The sequence below is a fragment of the Cohnella fermenti genome (genome assembly GCF_004801405.1).
Lineage (GTDB): Bacteria > Bacillota > Bacilli > Paenibacillales > Paenibacillaceae > Cohnella > Cohnella fermenti.
The window spans coordinates 1-16728 of the sequence record NZ_SSOB01000077.1 but is presented as its reverse complement, the minus strand read 5'-3'; the positions used below and the strand labels follow the sequence as shown (position 1 = coordinate 16728).

General features: G+C 57.7%; 16 protein-coding genes and 1 riboswitch. Of the genes, 13 read left to right on the top strand and 3 right to left on the bottom strand.

Going from position 1 to position 16728, the window contains the following annotated elements; genetic code table 11:
• The first annotated feature begins 505 nt into the window (after positions 1–505).
• Entirely contained in the window at positions 506–1435 is a 930-nt protein-coding gene (locus tag E6C55_RS32635; protein WP_136374020.1) for an ArsR/SmtB family transcription factor, read from the top strand.
• A gap of 169 nt (positions 1436–1604) precedes the next feature.
• Positions 1605–3365, top strand: a complete 1761-nt coding sequence (locus tag E6C55_RS32630; RefSeq protein ID WP_136374019.1) for a glycoside hydrolase family 2 protein — start codon at positions 1605–1607, stop codon at positions 3363–3365.
• A 53-nt stretch (positions 3366–3418) separates the two neighbouring features.
• On the opposite strand, the gene E6C55_RS32625 is transcribed toward E6C55_RS32630, so the two are convergent.
• Positions 3419–3838 (bottom strand): LysM peptidoglycan-binding domain-containing protein, encoded by a 420-nt coding sequence (locus tag E6C55_RS32625; RefSeq protein WP_136374018.1) that lies wholly within the window; start codon positions 3836–3838, stop codon positions 3419–3421.
• Between the two features lie 156 nt (positions 3839–3994).
• Between E6C55_RS32625 and E6C55_RS32620 the strand changes: the two genes are divergently transcribed.
• The 7 genes from E6C55_RS32620 to E6C55_RS32590 all read left to right on the top strand — a co-directional run bounded on the left by E6C55_RS32620 (position 3995) and on the right by E6C55_RS32590 (position 12950).
• The gene (locus E6C55_RS32620; protein WP_136374017.1) at positions 3995–5224 is read left to right on the top strand and encodes a sensor histidine kinase; all 1230 of its coding nucleotides are present in this window, start codon (positions 3995–3997) and stop codon (positions 5222–5224) included.
• Positions 5217–5813 (top strand): response regulator transcription factor, encoded by a 597-nt coding sequence (locus E6C55_RS32615; RefSeq protein ID WP_136374016.1) that lies wholly within the window; start codon positions 5217–5219, stop codon positions 5811–5813. Before E6C55_RS32620 ends, E6C55_RS32615 begins: the two co-directional genes overlap by 8 nt.
• Positions 5814–5969: 156 nt before the next feature.
• On the top strand, positions 5970–9482 hold the full coding sequence (locus tag E6C55_RS32610; protein WP_168736003.1) for a cadherin-like beta sandwich domain-containing protein: 3513 nt from the start codon (positions 5970–5972) through the stop codon (positions 9480–9482).
• Positions 9483–9666: 184 nt separating this feature from the next.
• The gene (locus tag E6C55_RS32605) at positions 9667–10263 is read left to right on the top strand and encodes a Uma2 family endonuclease (protein ID WP_230986968.1); all 597 of its coding nucleotides are present in this window, start codon (positions 9667–9669) and stop codon (positions 10261–10263) included.
• Between the two features lie 60 nt (positions 10264–10323).
• Positions 10324–10722 (top strand): VOC family protein, encoded by a 399-nt coding sequence (locus E6C55_RS32600; protein WP_136374014.1) that lies wholly within the window; start codon positions 10324–10326, stop codon positions 10720–10722.
• 2 nt (positions 10723–10724) lie between these two features.
• Positions 10725–12407: an SWIM zinc finger family protein gene (locus E6C55_RS32595; RefSeq protein WP_136374013.1), complete on the top strand. Its 1683-nt coding sequence runs from the start codon at positions 10725–10727 to the stop codon at positions 12405–12407.
• Between the two features lie 18 nt (positions 12408–12425).
• Complete coding sequence (locus tag E6C55_RS32590; RefSeq protein WP_136374012.1) at positions 12426–12950, top strand: DUF402 domain-containing protein; 525 nt, start codon at positions 12426–12428, stop codon at positions 12948–12950.
• A gap of 84 nt (positions 12951–13034) precedes the next feature.
• Here E6C55_RS32590 and E6C55_RS32585 read toward each other — a convergent pair whose 3' ends face one another.
• Both E6C55_RS32585 and E6C55_RS32580 read right to left on the bottom strand, forming a co-directional pair.
• Entirely contained in the window at positions 13035–13487 is a 453-nt protein-coding gene (locus tag E6C55_RS32585; RefSeq protein WP_136374011.1) for a VOC family protein, read from the bottom strand.
• The gene (locus E6C55_RS32580) at positions 13457–13747 is read right to left on the bottom strand and encodes a tetrahydrofolate dehydrogenase/cyclohydrolase catalytic domain-containing protein (RefSeq protein WP_269145572.1); all 291 of its coding nucleotides are present in this window, start codon (positions 13745–13747) and stop codon (positions 13457–13459) included. The genes E6C55_RS32585 and E6C55_RS32580 overlap by 31 nt, the downstream gene beginning before the upstream one ends.
• A 78-nt stretch (positions 13748–13825) precedes the next feature.
• A riboswitch (ZMP/ZTP riboswitch) is annotated at positions 13826–13911 on the bottom strand.
• 143 nt (positions 13912–14054) lie between these two features.
• On the opposite strand from E6C55_RS32580, the gene E6C55_RS32575 reads away from it, so the two are divergent.
• From E6C55_RS32575 to E6C55_RS32560, 4 genes are all read left to right on the top strand, one after another.
• Positions 14055–14447, top strand: coding sequence for an iron chaperone (locus E6C55_RS32575; protein ID WP_136374009.1), 393 nt, complete (start codon positions 14055–14057; stop codon positions 14445–14447).
• 198 nt (positions 14448–14645) lie between these two features.
• Positions 14646–14936, top strand: coding sequence for an AraC family ligand binding domain-containing protein (locus E6C55_RS32570; protein WP_136374008.1), 291 nt, complete (start codon positions 14646–14648; stop codon positions 14934–14936).
• Positions 14937–14993: 57 nt separating this feature from the next.
• The gene (locus E6C55_RS32565; RefSeq protein ID WP_168736002.1) at positions 14994–15773 is read left to right on the top strand and encodes a Crp/Fnr family transcriptional regulator; all 780 of its coding nucleotides are present in this window, start codon (positions 14994–14996) and stop codon (positions 15771–15773) included.
• Complete coding sequence (locus E6C55_RS32560; RefSeq protein WP_136374006.1) at positions 15770–16555, top strand: class I SAM-dependent methyltransferase; 786 nt, start codon at positions 15770–15772, stop codon at positions 16553–16555. The genes E6C55_RS32565 and E6C55_RS32560 overlap by 4 nt, the downstream gene beginning before the upstream one ends.
• Positions 16556–16728 lie beyond the last annotated feature (173 nt).

Here is a 16728-nt window from a genome sequence, read left to right as displayed (position 1 = left end):
AATCAACTCACCGACTCGCCGACTCACCAAAATGCCGACCGCGCCAGCTGGTGCTAGACGGTGGCGAGACTTTTCTGTCTAAATCCGGTACAGACCGCCATTAGCGAGACTTAATTTTCGTATTAAACCACATAAAAACGGCACAAACAAGCCTCAGACCGCCGGATGTATGCTAAAAACCACATAAAACGCTGCGATTTCCCCCGATCTCAGCCAACGAATGTGAAAAATCACATAAAATTGCCAAAGTCGTCGCGCCAGGGGGAGGAGCCGAGGTAGAGGAGAGGCAGGAGAAGTGGAGGGGAAAAGGAGAATACGGGCGCGTAGGCGTCCGTCCCTCCGACGGCGGACAATTCCCGCCTCGACGCATAAGTCTACAAACTATAATTTAATACAAAATTATTGCTTCAATAAGCGCTTTTAATTAAGATAGATGTAATAGATGATGCAGATGCAGATTTCATGCAGATTTATAAGAAGCAATACCCAAAGGAGACACGCGAATATGCTTGATCTTAGCTTCCGGGACCCCGACAGGCTCGTCGCCGTCGCGCATGCCTTGTCCACCCGCGCCCGCGTCGACATGCTCCATCTCCTGAGCACGAGGAATATGAACGTGATGGAGATCGCGGAGGCGCTTAAGCTGCCGGTGTCGACGGTGGCGAACAACGTGAAGGTGCTGGAGGCCGCCGAGCTGATCAGCACCGAGCTGCTCCCGGCCACCCGAGGGGCGATGAAGGTGTGCAGACGGAATTACGACGACATCCGCATTTTGTTTAATGTCGAGGAGAAGACTCCGCGGGGCGCGCTGAGCATCTACGAGATGGAGATGCCGGTCGGCCATTACAGCGATTGCGAGGTTCATCCGACCTGCGGCATGGCGAGCGCGGAGGGCATGATCGTGAAGGAAGACGAGCCCGCGAGCTTCTATCATCCGAAGCACGTCGGAGCCCAGATGATCTGGCTTCGCAGAGGGTATCTGGAGTACTTGCTGCCGCTCGAGATTCCGTCCTCCGCCCGTGTCGACGCGCTGGAGATCTCCATGGAGCTCTGTTCCGAGGCGCCAGGCTACGACAACGATTGGCCGTCTGACATTACGCTCTGGATCAACGGAGTCGAGATCGGCACCTGGACAAGCCCGGGAGACTTCGGGGATCGCCGCGGCCGCTTGAATCCGGTCTGGCTGTCGGATAACTCGACGCAATACGGCTTGCTGAAGAGCTGGCGCATCGATCGCAACGGCACGACGCTCGACATGGAGAAGGCATCAAGCGTGACGATCGAAGATTTAACGCTCGCTCAACGTCCGAATATTCGCTTGAGAATCGGAGTGAAGCCGGATGCGGTCCATCAGGGAGGACTGAACCTGTTCGGCAAGCAGTTCGGCGATTACGAGCAGGACATCAATGTCAAAGTGTATTACGCAACCGAATAATGGAGCCAGGGGGCCGCAAGTTACACGAAAGTTGTAACGAACGGCTCTTTTTTTATTTTTAATTACATAAATATTAGATTAAAGCATTGACTGGCAGAAAAAAATGCAATAATATCGCCTTATAAAACAATAAAATTGTAATAAATAATGCGCAAAGGATCGTGATGACATGAGCATCAGCAGCTATCGCCCACAGTATCCAAGACCGCAATTCGTCCGCACCGAGTGGCAGAACTTGAATGGGGAGTGGGACTTCCGCTTCGACGACGGCAACGTCGGGGAGGAGGAGCGCTGGTACGACGGCCTCGAGACGGACGTGAAGATTCGAGTGCCGTTCGTATACGAGACGAAGGCAAGCGGCATCGGAGAAGCGGAATTCCACCCGTATGTATGGTATCAGAGAAGCTTCGCTCTTCCGGCCGAAGCCGCCGGCAAGAAGGTGCTGCTGCGCTTCCAGGCCGTCGATTACGTCGCCAAGGTATGGGTGAACGGGGAATTCGTCGGCAAGCATGAAGGCGGTTATGCGGCATTCGAACTCGATATTACGCGGTACGCCGCGCCTCAGGGAGACAATCGGATCGTCGTGAAGGTCGAGGACAGCGACGACGCTGCGCAGCCGAGAGGCAAGCAGCGCTGGCGGAAGGACAACTTCGGCTGCTGGTACGTGCAGACGACGGGCATCTGGCAGACGGTATGGCTGGAGTGCGTGAGCAAGGAGCATCTTCAATCGGTCAAAATAACGCCAGAGCTCGATACGAACTCGGTGAGATTCGATTATCGGCTCAGCGAGGGATGCGAGGAGGCGCAATTGACTCTGACGACGGCCATTACGATGGACGGCGAGCTGATCAAGCGGACGTCCATCGACGTCGACCGCTCCGAGCTTGCCGCCGGCGTCGAATTGATCAGCGACAAGCGCGAGTGGAGGGTCGAGACGTGGAGCCCGGACAACCCCAAGCTGTATGAGGTGGAGTTCTCTCTGCGGGACTCGAGCGGCGCCGTGCTGGATACGGTCCAGTCGTACTTCGGGATGCGGAAGGTATCGATCCAGAAGGGCAAGGTGTTGCTCAACAACATGCCGATCTATCAGCGCTTGATTCTCGATCAGGGATATTGGACGGACAGCCACCTGACGCCTCCATCCGAAGAAGCGCTTCTGGACGACATCGACAATATCCTTGCCATGGGGTACAACGGCGTGCGCAAGCACCAGAAGATCGAGGACCCGCGCTTCCTGTATTGGTGCGATGTGAAGGGAGTTCTTGTCTGGTCTGAGATGGCGGCGGCCTACGAATTCAACGACCGTGCCGTGGACCGCTTCACCCGCGAATGGCTCGATATCGTCCAGCAGCAGTACAATCACCCGTGCATCGTGACCTGGGTGCCGTTCAACGAATCGTGGGGGATCGGCAATGTGTTCGTCGATCGCAAGCAGCAGCGGTTCACGGAAGCGATCTATCACCTGACGAAGGCAATCGACCCGTATCGGCCGGTGATCGTCAACGACGGTTGGGAGCATACGGTGTCCGACATCATCACGCTGCACGATTATGAGGAGTCCGGCGACGCCTTCCGCCGGCGGTACGCGGATAAGAACGCAATCGTCGCCAACGAGATCGCCTATTCGGTCACGAAGTACGCGATGGCCCAGGGCTATGAATATCGCGGGCAGCCGATTCTGATCAGCGAGTTCGGCGGCATCGCCTTCAAGTCGGAAGAGGGCTGGGGCTACGGCAACCAGGTCGATTCCGAGGAGGCGTTCCTCAAGCGATTCGCCGACATCACGCAGGCAATCAAGGATACGGATTACATCTGCGGCTATTGCTACACGCAGGTATCCGACGTTCAGCAGGAAGTGAACGGGCTTCTCACCGAGGACCGCCGGCCGAAGCTTCCGCTTGAACGGATTCGCGCCATCAATCTGGCTTGATCGCAAGCCCCTTCATCCGGCAACCGGAAGGAGGGGCTTCGCCATGCGTGCCGCTAGGACTTGGATTGCGCCGCTTGCCCCGAATAGGCCGCCTGCGGAGCTTGCGCCACGGAGCCCGGAACTTCCAGATAGTGCTTCTGGCAGACCATGTTCGAGATTCGGGGGATCGAGACGACTTCGCCGGCGCCGAGCTGAGCGGGGTTCTGCAGATGCGGATTCGCTTCTTCAAGGATGGAGTAGGGAATGTTGTACTTGTGCCCGATCGACGTCAGCGTGTCGCCGGCCTGCGCCTGGTGCCTGGCGAAGACGGCTTCCTCCGCTTGCTCCTCCCGGACGAACGGGAAGTAGAACGGAGAGAAGAAGAAGAACGGGAACAGGAACCGTCCGGGGAAGAAGGGATGAGGGAAGGGGCGGAAGAACGGTCTCCCGAACCCTCCGCCGAAGCCGCCGCCAGGGATAAATCCGCGTTGCATGAACATTACCTCCATTGGATATAAAGTGGTCATTCGTCTATTCAGCATATTTTCCGCGAGTGGATTGGTGACTGGTGCTGCCCTGCGATCTGCGTCAATGAAACAGGAGTTTGCCGGCAAATGTCGAACCCTTAAACAACGAGGGGATCGAACGCAATGAGCATCTTAAAGGACTTTCTGTTGCAGTTGGCGCTGGTAGCTGTGATTACGCTCTCTTATCAATTGTTCATTGTGGAGAGAGCGGAGCGGATAAGGCACGCCAAGCTGGTCGTCACCGTTATGTTCGGACTTGCCGTCTTGCTCTGCATGACGTTTCCCGCGCACATGGGTTCCGCTGTCCGCTTGGATATACGGGTGGTGCCACTGCTGCTCGGAACGCTGTACGGCGGAATCGCCTCGGGCGTTGTGTTGGCTGCGCTCATTATCTTGTATCGGGCTTATCTCGGAATCGATCCGGGTCTGCTTACGACGGTGTTGACGCTGCTTGTCAGCATGCCGGTTTTTATCTGTTGTCGTACGTTCTTCCTGAAGGCGGCAAAGCCGAATAAAATCATTCTGGCGGTGTCGCTGGCCCTGTTCTACTGCCTGACGGGCTTCGTATTCTTAGTCGTCGTGCGGGATATTTCCTTCTTCATGCTGCAGACGAATGGGCTCTATGTGTTCATTATCTCGGCGTCGATGCTGCTCTTCACTTCCATAAACGAGTCGATCCGCGGGATGCTGGACAACAATCGCAGGCTCCAGGAGGAAGCGAAGGAAGCGGAGATCGCGTTCTTGCGTTCCCAGATCAACCCCCATTTTCTATACAATACGTTGAATTCGATTGCCATTCTGTGCCTCAAGGACCCCCGCAGGGCGGAGGAGCTGACGTTGGAGTTCTCGCGTTACTTGAGAAGAAGCTTCGACTTCAAGCCGATCGGCTCATTGACGACGCTTGAGAACGAATTGGAGCTGATCCGGGCGTACCTGACGATAGAGAAGGCCCGCTTCGGGGCGAGGCTAAACGTGGAATACGAGGTGGATGCCGCGCCGGGCACTCCGGTTCCTCCGCTTGTTCTTCAACCCTTGGTGGAAAATGCCGTTAGGCACGGTCTGATGTCCAATCTGCGGGGCGGCACGGTCAGAATTGCCATTCGGAAGGAGGCGGATGCCTCCATTCGGTTCGTTGTGGAGGATAACGGCCGGGGGATGGACCGGTTCCAGTTGGAATCCCTTCTGGTGCCAGGTGATACCAAGAAAGGCATCGGCCTCGCGAACATTACCAAGCGGATCGAGCTGCTGTACGGCACCAGCCTGCAGATCGAAAGCGAGGAGGGGCGAGGGACGAAGATCAGCTATCGCATTCCTGCGGAGCGAACGCTTCAGAGGGGGAGAACGGATGCTTAGAGCAATGATCGTGGACGATGAGGAGCTGGCGATCGAACGGTTGAAGATGATTCTCGAAGAGGCCGACGAGGTCGACCTCGGATATGCCACCCTTGATCCTAGAGAGGCTTACGAGTATGCGAGATCGAACTCGGTCGAGATCGCTTTCCTGGACATCTCCATGCCGGAGGTCGACGGAATGAGTCTGGCGAATCGTCTTCGTGAACTGGACTCGTCCATCGACGTGGTGTTCGTGACCGGCTATGACTCCTACGCGGTTCGGGCCTTCGAGCTTGACGCCTCGGACTACCTGTTGAAGCCGGTGAGCCTGGAGCGGATGGCCAAGACGTTGGAGCGGGTACGCGGCAGGCGGCGAAGCGCGGCCCCCGTCTCCAAGGGGCTTCCCGGGGCCAAGTCGATGTTGACCGAACAGGAGGAGAGGATCGTCGCCCTGATCGCGGAGGGACTGTCGAACAAGGAGATTGCGCGCCGCTTGAACGTAACGTCCGAGACGGTCAAATCGCACCTCAAGAATTGCTTCCGCAAGCTGGAGGTTAACAATCGGGTGCAATTGCTCCAGCGCGTCCAGGAACGGAATAAATTATTGTAATAATGATTGAGATAACGGCTGAATCTCCCCCAATCGGGGGATTTTTTATTGGCCTGTGTTCGGCCTATAATGGTTCGACGTTATCTGACGGAATTCGAGACGAGAGGGGTATTCAAGTTGATTGCACAAGCAGGATTCGCCCGAAAGGCGAGTTGGTTGGCGGCGTTGCTTCTCATTTGGACCGCATTGAGCGGCTGCGTATCGACTCAACCAAGCGTGATCATCACTATTACGGATGGGGATACGCTTGAGGCCAACGAACAAATTTATCTTCTCTTTAATGATGGAACGTCGGCAACGACGGAGGGGCAAGCAGGCCAGTCGTCGATTACCATAGGCAATCCGGAAGGCAAAACGATCGTAGGCGCTTGGGTTTACGATTCCGTTGCCGGAGTGAGTTGGGTTCCGGAGTATTCTTACGGCGGCTATCTCGATCAAAATGCGGTTTATATCTCAAAACTGACGGAGACCAAACCTCAGATTCCCGCAGTTTATGCCATTGCGAAGGGGAAGCCCACGCCGAATTCGACCTATGGTTCCGGATATTATGACGTGACGTTTGCCTTATACGGAGCAGGAGAGAACGCTCCATTGGTCGACGGTCAAACCGGCGTGTTCGCGCAGACGACGGACCAGGTGACCTTCATGGACCTGGACCCTAAGAATGCCGGCAGCGGCACCGTAACGAACGGGCTCGCTTCCTTTACTCAGAACGGATTTGTTACGTTCCAATTGAAATCGTCCGCCATCGATCCGGATGATCCGAAGCTCTCTTCCATTCCGTTTAAGCTGAAGACGGCTTCCGGGTACATTCCTATTTACTCGGATACGGACCTCTCGAGCTTAAGTTTATCGGCCGGAGAGTTAAGCCCAAGCTTCGACCCTTCCGTCACTTCTTATACGGTTGACGTGGAGAATGAGATTAAGAGCCTCTCGGTTACGGCAGCCGTCTACGACAGCCAGTCATCGATTGCCGTTAACGATGCGGGGGTCGCCAGCGGAACGGCAAGCGGAGCGATCGACTTGGCGGTCGGCGCCAACGAGGTCGAGGTTGTCGTGACCGCGGAGGATGGGACGGAGAAAACGTACACGGTGACGGTAAATCGGGCAGAGCCGCCTTATGTACCGAGCAGCGATGCGACACTATCCGGCCTGACCGTGTCGGTGGGCACGTTGAGCCCTGCCTTCGATGCTGCCGAGACGACGTATCATGTGGACGTGGCGAACGGAGTCGAGAGCGTGACGGTAACGCCGACCGTCTCGGACAGCAAGGCAACGGTCAGCGTGGGCGATGAAGAAGTCGCCAGCGGAACGGCGAGCGAAGCGATCGCTCTGGCGGTCGGCGCCAACGAGGTCGAAGTTGTCGTGACCGCGGAGGACGGGACGGAGATGACGTACACGATAACGGTGAATCGGGCGGAGCCGCCATACGTGCCGAGCAGCGATGCGACACTGTCCAGCCTGAGCGTGTCGGCGGGCACGTTGAGCCCTGCCTTCGATGCCGACGAGACGACGTATCATGTGGACGTGGCGAACGGAATCGAGAGCGTGACAGTAACGCCGACCGTCTCGGACAGCAAGGCAACGGTCAGCGTGGGCGGCGAGGCGGTCGACAGCGGAACGGCGAGCGGAGCGATCGCTCTGGCGGTCGGCGCCAATGAGGTCGAGGTCGTCGTGACCGCAGAAGACGGGACGGAGAAGACGTACACGGTAACGGTAAATCGCGCAGAGCCGCCATATGTGCCGAGCAGCGATGCGACACTGTCCGGCCTGAGCGTGTCGGCGGGCACGTTGAGCCCGGTCTTCGATGCCGACGAGACGACGTATCATGTGGACGTGGCGAACGGAATCGAGAGCGTGACAGTAACGCCGACCGTCTCGGACGGCAAAGCAACGGTCAGCGTGGGCGATGAAGAAGTCGCCAGCGGAACGGCGAGCGGAGCGATCGACTTGGCGGTCGGCGCCAATGAGGTCGAGGTCGTCGTGACCGCGGAGGACGGGACGGAGATGACGTACACGATAACGGTAAATCGCGCAGAGCCGCCATATGTGCCGAGCAGCGATGCGACACTGTCCGGCCTGAGCGTGTCGGCGGGCACGTTGAGCCCGGTCTTCGATGCCGACGAGACGACGTATCATGTGGACGTGGCGAACGGAATCGAGAGCGTGACAGTAACGCCGACCGTCTCGGACGGCAAAGCAACGGTCAGCGTGGGCGATGAAGAAGTCGCCAGCGGAACGGCGAGCGAAGCGATCGCTCTGGCGGTCGGCGCCAATGAGGTCGAGGTCGTCGTGACCGCGGAGGATGGGACGGAGATGACGTACACGATAACGGTGAATCGGGCGGAGCCGCCATACGTGCCGAGCAGCGATGCGACACTGTCCGGCCTGAGTGTGTCGGCGGGCACGCTGAGCCCTGCCTTCGACGCTGACGAGACAACGTATCATGTGGATGTGGCGAACGGAGTCGAGAGCGTGACAGTAACGCCGACCGTCTCGGACGGCAAAGCAACGGTCAGCGTGGGCGATGAAGAAGTCGCCAGCGGAACGGCGAGCGAAGCGATCGCTCTGGCGGTCGGCGCCAACGAGGTCGAGGTTGTCGTGACCGCGGAGGACGGGACGGAGATGACGTACACGGTGACGGTAAATCGTGCCTCTGCCGTCAGTGGAGGCGGGAGTTACGCAGCCGCGGAAACGATCGTCTCCACGAACGGAACGCTGAATCTGCCTGTCGGGTTCTCGGGACAGGTCAGCTTGGACGGGGAACTCTCGATTCAGATTCCCTCGAACGCAACGAACCGCGAACTGAAGCTGACGATCTCGAAGGTCTTGGATGCAGGGCCGCTTCTGGCGAACAACGAAGTTCTGGCAAGCTCGATTTACGAGATTCTGAAGAACTTTGAAGACAACTTCGCGAATCCGGTAACGTTGACCTTCGTCTTCGATCCGTCCAGCTTGAAGGAAGTACAGAAGCCATCCGTCTTCTACTACGATGAAGCCATGAAGGAATGGGTGGAAGTCGGAGGCTTGGCGGAAGGCAATCGAATCTCGGTGGATGTCGATCACTTTACGAAGTATGCGGTTCTGGCCGTTGGAGGAGCCGGCGAGACGGAGGCAGAGGCTGAGGAAGTCAACTTCAGCGACATCTCCGGACACTGGGCCGAAGCTGCGATTCGGCAAGCGGCAAGCCTCGGCATCGTGCAAGGCTATAAGGACGGAACGTTTAAGCCTGCCGCGATCGTGACCCGCGCGGAATTCGCGGTCATGCTGATGAACGCGACGGGGGCGGCTGGCGAAGGCATGAAGCTGACATTCTCGGATTCGGCGTCCATCGGCGCCTGGGCGAAGACGGCCGTTGCCCAAGCGCTTGAAGCGGGTATCGTCACCGGCTATTCGGACGGCACCTTCCGGCCGGACGCGCCGATTACTCGCGCCGAGATGGCGGCGATGATCGCCAAGACGTTGACATGGAATGTGGACGAGCAGGCGGCGACCGGATTCGCTGACGATGCGAGCATTCCGTCTTGGGCGAGAGGAGCCGTTACGGCGATCGGACAGCATGGTCTTATGGAAGGCAACGAGGAAGGGAAGTTCCTTGCCGATGCCCGAGCGACGAGGGCAGAAGCGGCAACGGTTCTTCTGAGGATGCTGGCACAACGGAATTCGTAAGCTGCATGCAGGCAGTTCCGGGAAGCCCGGGTCTCCTTCATGTTGACAGCAGCCTTCGGATCGAACATAATGGTCGTATATTGCAAGCAGCGGGGAAGCACCTCGTCAAAGCCGGGCACAAGTCGCGCGCTTTGCCGGGGTGCTTTTTTGATTCGATGCGAACAGGAGAATAGGGGGCGAAGAAGTGGCAAAGAAGAAGGACATCAAGGAGCTTGTGATGGAATGGCCGGTAACATACGACATGTATGCGCAACTGCCGGACGACGGGAAGCGTTACGAGGTGCTCGACGGGGTGCTGGAACTGATGTCTCCGGGACCGGCCGCGCCGCATCAATTGGTGGGCGGAGCGCTGTATATGCTGATGCAGAGCTGCTGCTCGTCCGACTATGAAGTCTTCATGGCGCCGCTCGACGTTATTCTGAGCCCGACCAATGTCGTGCAGCCCGATCTTATCCTCGTTCATCGCAGCAGACTCGACATCGTGAAGCTGCGCGGCATCGAAGGCGCCCCCGATCTCGTCGTCGAGGTGCTGTCTCCGGGCTCCCGCAAGCGGGACCGTGTGCGCAAGGCGGCCATTTATGCGAGGCACGGCGTGCCGGAGTATTGGATCGTCGACGCGCAGGCAGGAACGTTGGAGCAGTATACGCTGGAGAACGGACAGTATGTGCCGGGCAATCTGTTTGAGGGAGAAGATAAGGTTGTCTCGGACAAGCTGCCCTGCGCATCGTTCGCGGTCGGAGAGCTCTTCCGCAATCCGCTGATCCGGAAGCTGCTGAGCTGAAGAACAGAGCTTCGAAGGGGCAGGCGGGTAATCTTAATTAAGCAAAGGAGAGACGGAACAATGGCTAAATTGACACCGTATTTCTATTCCGAAGATGCCAGAACGCAGGCGCAATTCTATGTGAACGCGCTGGGAGGGGAGATCCAGCATCAGATGACCTACGGACAAGCTCCGGGCATGGAAGAAGAGATGAAGGACAAGATCGTGCACATGTCGTTCGTCGCAGGGGGGATCTCCTTCTTCATTGCCGATACGATGCACCACGAGCCCCCCGGCCGCAGCTACGGCTTCGACCTGAGCCTGGAATTCGCGACGGAAGCGGAAGCCAGGGAAGCGTTCGCCAATCTGTCCGCAGGCGGCCGGGTGCTGATGGCTCTCGAGAAGCAGTTCTGGGGAAGCCTGTTCGGCCGGATCGAAGACAAGTACGGCGTCAAGTGGCAGATCACGACGGCCGGATAGGGATGAATATCTATCAATTCGAGGGCGCAATCGATAAAGCCGTTCTGAAGAAGGGCTACGACTATTATTCGGAAGGGCGAGTCACCGACGTTTGCCTGATGGACGATCGCGAATATATCTTGAAGGTTAACGGAAGCGAGGAGTATGAAGTCGCTGTGCGATTGAACGAGGAGGGTTTTGTGCTCTCCTCCGGCTGCGACTGTCCTTACCATTACGGCTCGGTATGCAAGCATGAAGCTGCCGCTTACTTTGAATTGGCGAATCGTTTAAAGAAGATGGATAAGCTTGCGCAAGCGGAGGGCGGCCAATCGGAGCCCGAGCAGCCGAATCTGCGGAACATTCTGAACGGATTGGCCAAGGAAGCGTTAGTGGAGCTCGTTCTCGAGGCGGCGGGGAAGGATGAGGCGCTGCGGCAAGCCGTTCTTGTCCGGTATGACCGAGGAGATGAACGGCAGGATCGCGAACGGTTCCGCAAGCTGATTCGCGCGACGATAAGCAAATACGTGGGAAGCGACGGCACCGTCTCGTACCGGAAGGCTCCGAAGTTCGTGCAGGAGATGGAAGAACTGCTGAACATGGCCGCGCATTCCGCCGATCGGAGCTTGGCGCTGGGGCACTGTTATTCGTTCCTAGTCGAAGTGCTGGAGGCGCACCATTATGTCGATGATCCCGACGGAGATATCAGGGACCTTACGACGGAAACATTGGAACGGATGGACGAGATTGCACTCGATTGCGGTGAATGCAGTCGGGAAGAGCGGAGAAGGATGTTCGAAGAACTGCTTAAAGGCGCAGCCGCAGACATATTCTGGGATTGGGACGAATATGGCTTGGCGCTTCTTGGCGTCTGTTCGCGCTTCGCTGACGACCAAGCGTTCTGGAATCGTCTTCGCAGCCATATCGAGGACATGATCGGGAATGCGGAACTGAACAAGCAGCTCGACGAACGTCTTGTCGAGAGCCTGCTTCAACTGCTGCTCAACATCTCGGAGCGGCATGACCCGGCAGAAGTGACGGAGCAGATAGTGAAGAGCAACCTTCGTTTCCCGTTTTTCCGCGCAAGTTATATCCGTAAGCTTCTGCAAGAGCGGAGATACGACCAAGCGGTCGAGCTGGCGATGGAAGGAGAAGCTCTGGACAGGGAGTATCCAAGACTTGTTCACCAATGGAAGAGACTGCGTTACGAGGCTTATCGGGAGATGCCGCTTCGGAACGAACGGATCGAGTTGGCCGGGGAACTGGTTCTCTCCGGCGAATACGGCTATTACAAGGAATGGAAGCAGCTTGCCGGAGATAAGTTCGGGTCTCTCTATGAGACCTTGAAGCAAAGCTTGAAGGAGAAGCGGAGTTGGAGGCTTGAGAGAGCGTTCCTGTCCCTGCTTGAGGAAGAGAACGATTTGGATGAGCTTATGGCGTACGTCAGAGAATATCCTTCGGCGGTCGAGACCTATGCGGCGAAGCTTAAAGAACGGTTCGGCGACGAGATTATCCAGCTCTATGAGACAAGGATTCTCCAGGCGGCGAGCGAGTCATCGAATCGCAGCGACTACAAGGAAGTATGCGCCAAGCTTGATGGATACAAGAAGATTGCAGGCAGCGACAGGCTGCAGGCTCTGATTGGCAAGCTGAGAGCGGAATACGGGCGCAGGGCTGCCTTCATGGATGAATTGAGCAAGCTGAAGTGAAGCGAGGAGACAGCAGGAATGAAGCACCGGATTCGCGCGCTTAAATACGGCAACCTCCCCCACTATGAGTGGGACGCCGAAGTTCTGAAGACGACGGACGACTACGTGCTCGCGAAGTGCGAGCGGGGAAGGGCGCTGACGCATCACACGAAGGGCAAGACGTTCATCATGAACCACAGCTCGCTGGAGCTGTTCTCCTTGAATCACGGGTATACGGTCGCCTTCGAGATTCGCGACGGCCGCATGGCTTCGATCTACTGCAATGTCGCTCTGCCTTCGATAGTGGACGGCCGCGGTCTCTCGTTCGTCGATCTGGATCTGGACCTGCTGTATGACGGCGAGAAGTGGGCGGTCGTCGATGAGGATGAATTCGAGGATAATCGGCGCAAGTATGGCTATCCGGAAGAGCTCGTCGCCTACGCGCTCGATTCGCTGCAGGAGCTCAGGCGCAGGGCCGATCGGCGGGAGTTCCCGTTCAACGGGGAATTGGACGAATATATGAACGAGCTTATCGAGGAGAGCAGGGAAGCGCCCGCTCGATAAGCCCGCTAGGACCGACAAGCATAATGGGACGGATAAGCCGGACGGCCAGATAGCGACGGCTCGTTTGCGCCTGCGCGCCTATGCTCAGTCGTTCTCGAGCAGCTCGAGAATGAGCTTGAGCGGGCCTTCCGTATCCATGTAGGCGTATCGTCCTCCCTCATACTCGCCCTTCTGGAGCAGGGCCATGCCCGCGCCTTCAAGGACGGCGATCTTCTCCTTCATTCCCTTGATCACGAAGGCGATGTGGTGGAAGCCCTCGCCGTTGCGGTCAAGCGACTCGCGCCATGTGCTCGGGTGCTGATCGGGCTCGATGAGCTCGAGCTGAAGCGAGCCCATGTCGAAGAACGCGAGCTTCGCCCTCGCTTCGGAAGGCGAGCCTCTGTATTCGGTCTGAGCCTTGTCGGGCGTGTCCGTCCAGAACCAGGCCGGCTTCTCGATGCCGAAGAAGTCCGCATACGTCTGCGAGGTGCGTTCAATATCGTTCACCAGCAAGCCGATCTGGGTGATTACGTTGTTGCCGAGTTTGCCATGTTCCATGAGGGCGATTCCTCCTTAATTGTGAACGCGCGTTTACACAACGAGAGAATAGCACTAGATGGAAGCGTTGTCAACCGGATGCGGGAAGTTCGTGTCGGAGAGGCGATTAACGCCAGAACTTCCTCTTGCGAGACGTTCGCCGGGAAGGCATGGAGAGCGAATTCGACCCCCAGCTTCGCGGCGATTTTCTGTTTGGCCTGCGCGTAGTATGCGGAAGCGGGATCGCCTTCGACGAGGAGCGTCGCTATGCGAGGGAACACTCCGCATCTCTTATCAGATATGAGAACGAAAAAAAAGCATCCGTGAGAACCCGTCGAAAATCGACGAGATGCCCAAAGATACTTTGCCCAGGCGAACGGTCGGTTCCTCCCGCGTGCTCCCTCGTGGTTCATTCCACTGATCTTCGCCAGTCACATGCGGGGTTTATCTCTATATAGTAACAGAGATTGGGCGATCTACCAAGCCACTTTTACTGTCCGCGATGGACAGCTCCTCCAACTCGTGAGAAGATGGGAACGTGATCGGAATTACGAGACCGGACCCTATATATGGAAGGGACGACGACCGATGGATGCTTCGAACCTCAGCTTCGCTACCGTGGACGAATACATCGCGTGTTTTCCAACAGACATTCAAGAGCTACTGCTCGGCGTAAGGGCGACGATCCGCGAGGCGGCGCCGGAAGCCGCGGAGAAGATCAGCTACCAGATGCCGACGTTCGACCTGCACGGCAACCTGGTGCACTTCGCCGCGTTCAAGAATCATATCGGCTTCTATCCGGGGGCGAGCGGAGTGGCCGCCTTCCAGCAGGAGCTGTCCGCTTACAAGGGAGCCAAAGGCTCGGTTCAGTTCCCGATCGGCCGGCCGATTCCGCACGAACTGATCGCTCGCATCGTTCGCTATCGGGTTGCGGAGAACAAGGAGCGGGCGGCCGCGAAGGCGAGCAGACGGAAGAAGTAAAGGGCGGCTCTCCCGAAGAGGCGCACAGACGGCGCGGTCCCGCGGGCGGGGCGGCGTCTTCGCCGTTCCTTCCTATTCCTGGGCCTGGCGGCGATGTCCGTTCCCGGGCTGTGATAACCGTCACAGGGATGGAGGATTCCGATCCGGTATGATAGGCTTGAAGGCCAATGACTTTATGCAGAGAGCGAGGCAATATACATGAATCTCATCGTCGCGGAGGAGCCGCAGTCGCCCGGCAAGCCGATTGCGCCATTGACGGAATACGGAGGCACGAAGGTGCTTCAGCTCAGCCTGAAGGCCGGAGGCGGAATTCCGTCCCACCAAGCGAAGACGAACGTCCTCGTTATCGTGCAGAAGGGGCGTCTTCAATTCGCTTGCGAGGAGCGGCAGATCGAATTGAGCCCGGGCCGCATGCTGCATCTTCTTCCGTCGGAACCTCATAGTGTGCTGGCGTCGGAAGATACAGAAGCGTATCTTATTTTTTCGTGATATCATTGATAATGATTATCATACTCGGATATGTCCGCGAAGAAAGAAGGGGTACTCTTGACATCCGCCACGACGTCGATCCTGCGCGCCTTCCGCCCGTTCCGGAATTTAACGGAGGAGGAGCTGGCCGCGATCGCGGAGCTTTGCGTCTCCCGGCATTACGCCCGAGGGGACTATCTCTTCCTCCAGTCCGACGAGATCAGCCACGTCTATCTGCCGGTTCAGGGCCGGGTGCGACTCTATAGCATGAGCGAATCCGGGAAGGAGCAGACGTTTCTTCTCGCCGATCCGGGGGAGCTGTTTCCTCATGTCGGTTTTTTCCTAAGCGGGAATTATCCGTACCATGCCGTTGCGCTGCAGGAGGCGGTCTGCTACGCCTTGCCTGTGCGCTCCTTCGAACGTCTCCTCGCCGCGCATCCGTCCATTCACTTCAAGATCACGCAGGTGCTTGCGGACAAGATTCTTGAGCTGCAGCGACGCCTGGAGGCGAAAACCTTCTATTCGACAGAGGGTCAGCTCATCTCGCTGCTGCTTCGCTTAACGGAGGAGCACGGCTGCGGTCACGAAGGGGAATGGCGGAAGCTGTCCGCGTCTCTGACGAACGGCGAACTGGCCGGTCTGCTCGGAGCGTCGCGGGAGACGGTCAATCGAATGCTGAGCAAGCTCAAGAAGAACCAGGCCGTGCTTATCGGAGAGGATGGGAGCATCAAGGTCAGCGTCAAGCGGCTGCGCGGCATGCTTCCATCCGCGTCCGAAGCGGCGGTCGATGCGGACATGGTGCGGCGAATCCGCCATCATTCCGACCAATGCTGCGTATCGGGAGGCCACGAACTATGAATTCCAAATCGCTCGATTATGAGAAAATGCCCGGACACTGGCTGCTCGCCAGTCTCGGCAAAAAAGTTCTTCGTCCCGGGGGGCTCGAGATGACGCGTCATATGCTCGGTTCCTTGAACGTGAACGAACGGGACGTTGTTGTCGAGTTCGCTCCGGGCCTGGGGGTGACGGCGCAGATGACGCTCCGGCACAATCCCGGCGAGTATATCGGCATCGAGCAGGACGAGGCTGCCGCGAGTTCGGTCCGCCAATACCTGTGGGGCGAGCGCCGAAGCTGCATCGTCGCCAGCGCCGAGCATACGGGGCTCCCCGACGGCTCGGCTTCGATCATCTACGGGGAAGCGATGCTGACGATGCAGGCCCCCGTGCAGAAGCAGCGCATTATCTCCGAAGCCAAGCGTCTGCTGCGTCCCGGCGGCAAGTATGCGATCCACGAGATGTGCCTGTTCCCGGACGACCTGGACGCCAAGAAGAAGGAAGGCATCCAGAAGGACCTGTCCCAGTCGATCCGCGTCAACGCCAGGCCGCTCACCGTGTCCGAATGGAAGCAACTGCTCGAGGAGCACGGCTTCCGCATCACGAACGTGAAGACGGCGCCGATGCATCTGCTTCGCCCGCGCCGGATGATCCAGGACGAAGGGCTCGGCGGCGTGCTGCGAATCGTCTCGAACGTGATTCGCAACCCGCGCGCCCGCAAGCGCGTGCTCGGCATGCGTCGGCAATTCCTCAAGCACGGGCGCTATCTGCAGGCAGTTACGCTCACCGCGGAAATTCCGGAATAGAGAGACCCCAGGGCTGTCCCTAAGTTTATTTAGGGAGAGCCTTTTATTATAGGCTTTAGCCTGTTGAGTGCGTGAAACGCGCGAAACAAAAAACCACCCGCTATGCGGGTGGAGGGAACGAGGGTTTGACCACCAAGACCATTCCGATAAAATTGAGATGTTCAGGCTCAATG

Excerpts from the sequence above, each read along its gene's own strand:
- E6C55_RS32635 (WP_136374020.1), top strand. The coding sequence starts at position 506 with ATGCTTGATCTTAGCTTCCGGGACCCCGACAGGCTCGTCGCCGTCGCG.
- E6C55_RS32630 (WP_136374019.1), top strand. The coding sequence starts at position 1,605 with ATGAGCATCAGCAGCTATCGCCCACAGTATCCAAGACCGCAATTCGTC.
- E6C55_RS32625 (WP_136374018.1), bottom strand. The coding sequence starts at position 3,838 with ATGCAACGCGGATTTATCCCTGGCGGCGGCTTCGGCGGAGGGTTCGGG.
- E6C55_RS32620 (WP_136374017.1), top strand. The coding sequence starts at position 3,995 with ATGAGCATCTTAAAGGACTTTCTGTTGCAGTTGGCGCTGGTAGCTGTG.
- E6C55_RS32615 (WP_136374016.1), top strand. The coding sequence starts at position 5,217 with ATGCTTAGAGCAATGATCGTGGACGATGAGGAGCTGGCGATCGAACGG.
- E6C55_RS32600 (WP_136374014.1), top strand. The coding sequence starts at position 10,324 with ATGGCTAAATTGACACCGTATTTCTATTCCGAAGATGCCAGAACGCAG.
- E6C55_RS32595 (WP_136374013.1), top strand. The coding sequence starts at position 10,725 with ATGAATATCTATCAATTCGAGGGCGCAATCGATAAAGCCGTTCTGAAG.
- E6C55_RS32590 (WP_136374012.1), top strand. The coding sequence starts at position 12,426 with ATGAAGCACCGGATTCGCGCGCTTAAATACGGCAACCTCCCCCACTAT.
- E6C55_RS32585 (WP_136374011.1), bottom strand. The coding sequence starts at position 13,487 with ATGGAACATGGCAAACTCGGCAACAACGTAATCACCCAGATCGGCTTG.
- E6C55_RS32575 (WP_136374009.1), top strand. The coding sequence starts at position 14,055 with ATGGATGCTTCGAACCTCAGCTTCGCTACCGTGGACGAATACATCGCG.
- E6C55_RS32570 (WP_136374008.1), top strand. The coding sequence starts at position 14,646 with ATGAATCTCATCGTCGCGGAGGAGCCGCAGTCGCCCGGCAAGCCGATT.
- E6C55_RS32560 (WP_136374006.1), top strand. The coding sequence starts at position 15,770 with ATGAATTCCAAATCGCTCGATTATGAGAAAATGCCCGGACACTGGCTG.